At 40.5% G+C, this 6410-nt stretch carries 3 protein-coding genes; all 3 read left to right on the forward strand.

The window, feature by feature from the left end:
- The first annotated feature begins 1 nt into the window (after window position 1).
- The 3 genes from AN394_RS14795 to AN394_RS14805 are packed head-to-tail and all read left to right on the forward strand — an operon-like array spanning window position 2 to window position 6225.
- Entirely contained in the window at window positions 2-2128 is a 2127-nt protein-coding gene (locus AN394_RS14795; protein ID WP_055021888.1) for an ATP-binding protein, read from the forward strand.
- Window positions 2118-5411 carry a type I restriction endonuclease subunit R gene (locus AN394_RS14800; protein WP_055021889.1) on the forward strand — a complete coding sequence of 1098 codons (3294 nt, stop codon included), beginning with the start codon at window positions 2118-2120 and terminating at the stop codon, window positions 5409-5411. Before AN394_RS14795 ends, AN394_RS14800 begins: the two co-directional genes overlap by 11 nt.
- A 7-nt stretch (window positions 5412-5418) precedes the next feature.
- Window positions 5419-6225 carry a M48 family metallopeptidase gene (locus AN394_RS14805; RefSeq protein ID WP_082423002.1) on the forward strand — a complete coding sequence of 269 codons (807 nt, stop codon included), beginning with the start codon at window positions 5419-5421 and terminating at the stop codon, window positions 6223-6225.
- The last annotated feature ends 185 nt before the right edge of the window (window positions 6226-6410 follow it).

A 6410-nucleotide genomic window follows, 5' to 3' on the forward strand; every position in this document is an offset into this window, starting at 1 on the left:
TATGATCTCTCCTATGGAAAACTTGGCAAGGTTACAAGTAGGCACAGTTGACTTTGTAGCGCCTGATGAAATTAAAGTATTACTAGACCTTGATGCTCCTCAGTCTGTAGCAATGAATGCTGGACGACCAAGGCCATTTCCACGTATAAACGGTTTCGTTTTGCTACCAACTGAAAATGGATTTATTGTTGGTCAGGTAACTTGGTTAGCGATTGAACACTCCTCTTTTCCTAAACGAAAAGGGATGCAAGATTTCGGGCTTATAGATTTACCCTTCCCGCTAAGGAAAATGAGTATTAGCTTGCTTGGAACACTCGTTAATGAAAGCACACGAGAGGAGGCTAAGTACAAGTTTAAAAGAGGTGTTCATACATTCCCTGGTCTGGGTGATCCTGTTGTTATTCCAGATGCAAAACAATTGCGAGCGATTGTCGAGTCTGGTACTGACGGTAGGGTTTTAATCGGCCACTGCCCATTAGCGGATAATGCAGAAGTTAGAGTAAATCCAGATAGAATATTTGGCCGTCATTTAGCTGTACTTGGGAATACAGGTAGCGGGAAGTCATGCTCAGTAGCAGGCTTAATCCATTGGTCTTTAGATGAAGCAAAAAAACTTACAGGAGATAAGAACCCTAACGCAAGGTTTATTGTATTAGATCCAAACGGCGAGTATTCAGAAGCCTTTAACAACCACAAAGCTCGCGTATTTAAAGTTGAACCTAATCAAGAAGCTGAAGAGTTACTTCTAAATGTGCCAGCGTGGTTGTGGAACAGCTCAGAATGGTCAGCGTTCACACAAGCCAGTGGACGTGCTCAAAAACCGCTTTTAAGAAGAGCTTTAAGAGAAGTACGAAGTGGGCAAAGGTTTGACGATGAGTCACAGATAAAATTAAAAGTTAGAAGATATTTATCTTCTATGATTATCGGTTTAAAGACTGACTTAAGGGAACAAGCTGAAAAAAACGATGCGACTAAATTTGGTTATAAATTAGCTTCTTTTACAGAAGACCTGAACGCCCTAGCAGACCAATGCTTGGAATACTCTGAAACGATTAGAGGCTTAGCGGCTACTTCATTAGAGATCACAAATTCCAGTTATGCTTCATTCAATAAAGGCGGTGAAACAATTGTTTATTACAAACCGTTTTCTCAAGAACCTGTTCAAGCCTTAGTTAAAAATATTGAAATTACTTTAAACGAAATTGGTGGTCTAGTTATTGATAGTGGCTTTGGTGAAGATACACCTGCTGTATTTGATCCCTTAATTCTTGCGGATCATTTAGAGCACCTTGCTCAGGCAGAAAACAGCCCACAGTTTTTCGATTTTCTAATTATGCGAATTCGGACTATGTTATCTGACCCTCGAATGATAGCTGTGGCAGGTTCTCACAAAGAAATGTCATTAGTTGATTGGTTAGAAAGCTATATTGGGGGAGACGATGCAAATAATGGTAATGTTTCTGTAATAGACCTATCTCTTGTTCCTCAGGAAATAGTACATATTGTCACTGCGGTAATATCTAGGCTTATATTTGAAGCGTTGCAACGATATAGACGAAATCATCCTGACTCTAAAGTCTTACCGACATCGCTTGTTATGGAAGAAGCCCATAATTTCATTAAGCGCTATCGCGATGATTCTGAAGAGGCAACAGCATCTTCTATGTGTTGCCAAGTATTTGAAAAGATCGCACGAGAAGGTCGTAAATTTGGTCTAGGGTTAGTGCTTTCTTCTCAAAGGCCATCAGAGCTATCTCCAACTGTTTTATCTCAATGCAACACATTTTTACTACATAGAATAACCAACGATAAAGATCAGGAAATGGTTGCTAGATTATTACCTGATGGATTACGTGGTTTAATTCGAGAAATCCCTGCGTTACCGTCTCAACATGCATTTTTAGTTGGTTGGGCTGCCGAATTACCTATTCTCACTAAAATGAAGTCGTTACCAAATAATCTCCGCCCAAACTCTGACGATCCTGATTACTGGAACGTATGGACAAGAACTAATGATAAAGGTGAACATGAAGATCGTTTTGTCGATTGGAAAGAGGTTTCTGATGAGTGGCAAGAAATTGATTTAGGTGAAGATGGCCTCCAAGGAACTGAAATAGATGCAGAATAAAACGGCCAACTTTAAAGAAGAGTTCAGCTCAAAAATACCTGCTATGACATTGCTGGCAAAACTAGGCTACGAATTTATCTCGCCATGTGAGTGTGAAAAGCTCCGCGGGAATAAGGTTGCATCTGAAGGGAAAACTACATCACAGGTTATGTTAATAACTGTTATGAGAGAGTTTTTATCAAAGCAAAGTTATATGTTCGCAGGAAAGCCTCAAAAGCTGTCTGAGGCGGCAATTGATAAGATCATTCACCAACTTAACCCCGCAATGAATGAGGGGCTAAAAAGTGCCAATGAGAAGCTGTATGAAGCAATGCTATATGGCGTTGGCGTGACGGAGTTTGTTGATGGCAAGAAAACCTCTCTTACTATTCAACTAATTGATTGGCAAAACCTAGATAGCAACTACTTCCATTTCACTGAAGAGATGACAGTTCAAAATGCGGAAGGTACGGGTAACCGCAGGCCAGATATTGTTTGCTTTGTTAACGGCTTACCACTGGTTGTTATTGAAGCAAAGCGGCCTGATTCAAAGCATGAAGGCAAATCTACTTGCTTTGAAGCGATATCCCAGCATATTCGAAATCAAGGTCAGCAAGAAATCCCGCACCTTTATGCCTATAGCCAGCTACTTCTTTCCATCAATGGGCATGAGGGGTTATATGGCACATGCGGAACAATTGATAAGTTCTGGGCTAAATGGAAAGAAGAAGAAATTATAGAAGCTGAGTTTGTTCGGCTAAAAAACAACGAACTCGAAAAAAGTAAATTCGACAAACTGTTTACTCACCGTAACCCTGCTGAGAAAGATGAATACCTAACGTTATTAGCTTCTGGAGAGCTAACCGTTACCAACCAAGATAGGCTTGTCATTAGTTTATTAAGACCTGACAGACTTTTAGAAATGGTTCGTCTATTTACTTTGTTCGATAAGAAAGCTGGCAAAATTGTCGCTCGTTATCAACAAGTGTTCGGCATCAAAGCTCTGATAGAAAGGATCAGTAATTATGGCGATACTGGTGCTCGCGAAGGTGGCGTAATTTGGCATACCACAGGCAGTGGCAAGTCATTCACTATGGTGTTTTTGTCAAAAGCACTAATTTGGTTACAAGATTTAGCTAAATGCCGAGTGATTATTGTTACTGACCGTGTTGATCTGGAAGATCAGTTAAGTCGAACTTTTGCTTCTGGTGGAGCGCTTACGGATCGAGATCAAAAAGACGCAATGGCAACGTCAGGCGAGCGGTTGGCACAGCAGATAGGTAAAGGAAATGAGCGCGTTATTTTCTCAATCATCAATAAGTTTGGCTCAGCCATAAAGCATAAAGACTGCTATAACGACAGTCCCAATATTATTGTTCTGGTTGATGAAGGACACCGTAGTCAGAACGGTGAAAACAACGTGCGTATGCGACAGGCACTACCAAAAGCTGCATTAGTCGCTTTTACTGGTACGCCTTTATTAAAAGACGACAAAACCGAAAATAAGTTTGGCAAGATTATTCACTCTTACACTATGCAGCAGGCAGTTGAAGACAAAACTGTTACGCCGTTGTTGTATGAAGAAAGAATTCCAGAACTGAACATCAATGACAAAGCTATTGATGCTTGGTTCGAGCGTATGACCAGTGCCCTTACAGATAAACAACGAACCGACCTTAAAAAGAAATTTGCTCAAAAGGGGCAGGTTTATCAAACCGAAGGCCGAATCGAATTGATCGCGCATGATATATCGGATCATTTTCAGAACTTTAAACAACAAGGGTTAAAAGGGCAATTGGCCTGTGACTCTAAAGCGTCTGCGATTCGATATAAGAAGGTTTTAGATGATATTGGTAAAGTGAGTTCGGTTGTTGCAATGTCGCCACCAGATACCCGTGAAGGCCATGAGGCAGTCGATAAAGAAAGCAAAGATGTTGTCCAGAATTGGTGGAAAGCTAATGTTGGCAAAGAGGATGAGAAGTCTTATACCAAAGCCATTATTGAAGACTATGGTAGGGAAGACGGCTCCGACTTAATGATTGTGGTTGATAAGCTTCTTACAGGCTTCGATGAGCCTAAGAATACCGTGTTATATATCGATAAACCGCTTAAAGAACATAACTTGATTCAAGCGATTGCGCGTGTGAACCGTTTGCACAGTAAAAAGCAGTTTGGCTACTTAATTGATTATCGCGGTATTTTAAAAGAGCTAGATACAACGATAGAGAAGTACCAAGACTTAGCTGAAAGAACCCAGGCTGGTTTTGATATTGAAGACCTCAAAGGTTTATATAATCGCATGGACACTGAGTACAAGAAGTTACCAGGTTTACATGCTGATTTATGGGCGATATTTTCAGAAGTAAAAAACAAGCAAGATGGCCCAGCATTAAGACAAGCATTAGCACCTAAAGTACAAGATGTTAGTGGCGAACTTGTTGATACCAACTTAAAACAACGTGATGACTTTTATGCCACACTGGCTTCATTCTCAAGCTGTATGAAGGTAGCGTTGCAGTCAGCAAGTTACTTTGATGATAAGTCATTTGATAGCAAACGCGATCTGTATAAACAAGATCTAAAAATGTTTGTAGGCTTACGTAAACAAGTACGTGAAGATGCTAATGAAACAATCGATTATGACCAGTACGCTGAAGACATAAAAAGCCTGCTAGACAAGCATATTGCAGGTGTTGAAGTAAAAGAACCCGATGGTGCTTATCTTGTTGGCAACCTTGGCAAAAATGTTAAACCCGAAGATATGTCAGATGACGAGGCCAGAAACCAAACGGATAAGATCACTGGTCGAATAACAAAGATGATCGAGCAAGATCTCGCTGACGACCCATATGCGCAAGAATACTTTTCTAAACTTCTTAAAAAAGCGATAGAAGATGCCAAGGCTATGTTCGATGCGCCCGTTAAACAGTACATTTTGTTTGCTGATTTTGAGCAAGAAGTCAAAGAGCGCAAAGTTGCGGATACCCCATCTGTATTTCATGATGACGAAGGCAAGCTTAATAAACATGCACAAGCATACTATGGCTTGTTTAAATTTTTATTCGAAGATACATACCTTGTAGAGCAAGGCTTGGATAATGAAAAACTCGTTGAACTGTCATTCAGTATTGATCAAGTTGTTACAACGGCAGTCGCTGAATTCTCCATTAACCCTGCTGAAATTGAAAACGCAATCAGTATGAAGTTACTGCCAATGCTATTTGCTGACTTAGGTATTGATAAAGCACAGCAACTTATCGAAGAGGTGTTGAAAATAACACGCCTCGGCTTGGCAAGAGGTTAGTCAAACAGTGCGAAGTAAATCAATCGCCGCAGAAATCCAAACGACAACAGCCGAAAGAGGCTGTTTTAGCTATGGGGCGGAAACAATTTATTATGACATCATTCGCAAGGCCGAAAGTGCTAAACCACAGAGTAGTAGAAAACAGGCTCGCAAAGTCGTTATCAAAGTTCATCCTGATCAGAGAGTCGTAGCAACAGTTCCATTTGATGCATCCGATGAATCCATTAAGGATGCAATGATCAAACGTGCTCGATGGATCTGGGAAAGTATCACTGAATTTGCTTCCCAGAATGAATATGTAATGCCGAAACAATACATAAGTGGCGAAACTCAGTTCTATTTGGGCAGGCGTTACGTTTTAAAAGTAGTTTTCGATGTTGAGCAAGTGCCAAATGTTAAGCTTCATCGAGGTAAAATAACCGTTACTTTGAAAAAAGATTGTGATGATCGGGTGGTTAAAATTAAGGCACTTTTAGACCGTTGGTATGCACGAAAAGCTGAACCTATTTTTCATGAAAGACTACAAGCTATGCTGCCTAAAGCATCATGGGTAACGGGCTTACCGCGATTTCGAATAATGGCGATGACTAAACAGTGGGGGAGCTGCTCAACTAAGGGAAACTTGATGCTCAACCCTCACCTTGTTAAAGCCCCAAAAGAGTGTATAGATTACGTGATTCTGCACGAGCTTTGTCATATTGCTGAGCACAACCATAGCGACAAATTTTGGCGCTTATTAACGCAAGTAATGCCTCACTGGAAAGAAGTGAAAGAAAAGCTAGATGACATGGCGGAGTTATATTTGAATGAGTAAAATTAATTAGTTCTGACATTTCGAATTGTACTAGATCTGACAGTTACCCGTTTTTTCAAGTGCCACTGTCAGATTAGATTTGAGCTAGAATTTTACAGGAGGGCGTTCAGAATTCTGTGTCAGCCTAAATTGCTAAATATCTAGCACGCCATCTAACCTACCTTCGAAGTGAATGGCTAATTGCG

Origin of the sequence: Pseudoalteromonas sp. P1-26, from assembly GCF_001401795.1 — a bacterium.
In the GTDB taxonomy this organism is placed as follows: Bacteria; Pseudomonadota; Gammaproteobacteria; order Enterobacterales; family Alteromonadaceae; genus Pseudoalteromonas.

Bases quoted from the DNA above. Each gene is read 5' to 3' on its own strand.
- AN394_RS14795 (WP_055021888.1), top strand. From the start codon at position 2: ATGATCTCTCCTATGGAAAACTTGGCAAGGTTACAAGTAGGCACAGTT.
- AN394_RS14800 (WP_055021889.1), top strand. From the start codon at position 2,118: ATGCAGAATAAAACGGCCAACTTTAAAGAAGAGTTCAGCTCAAAAATA.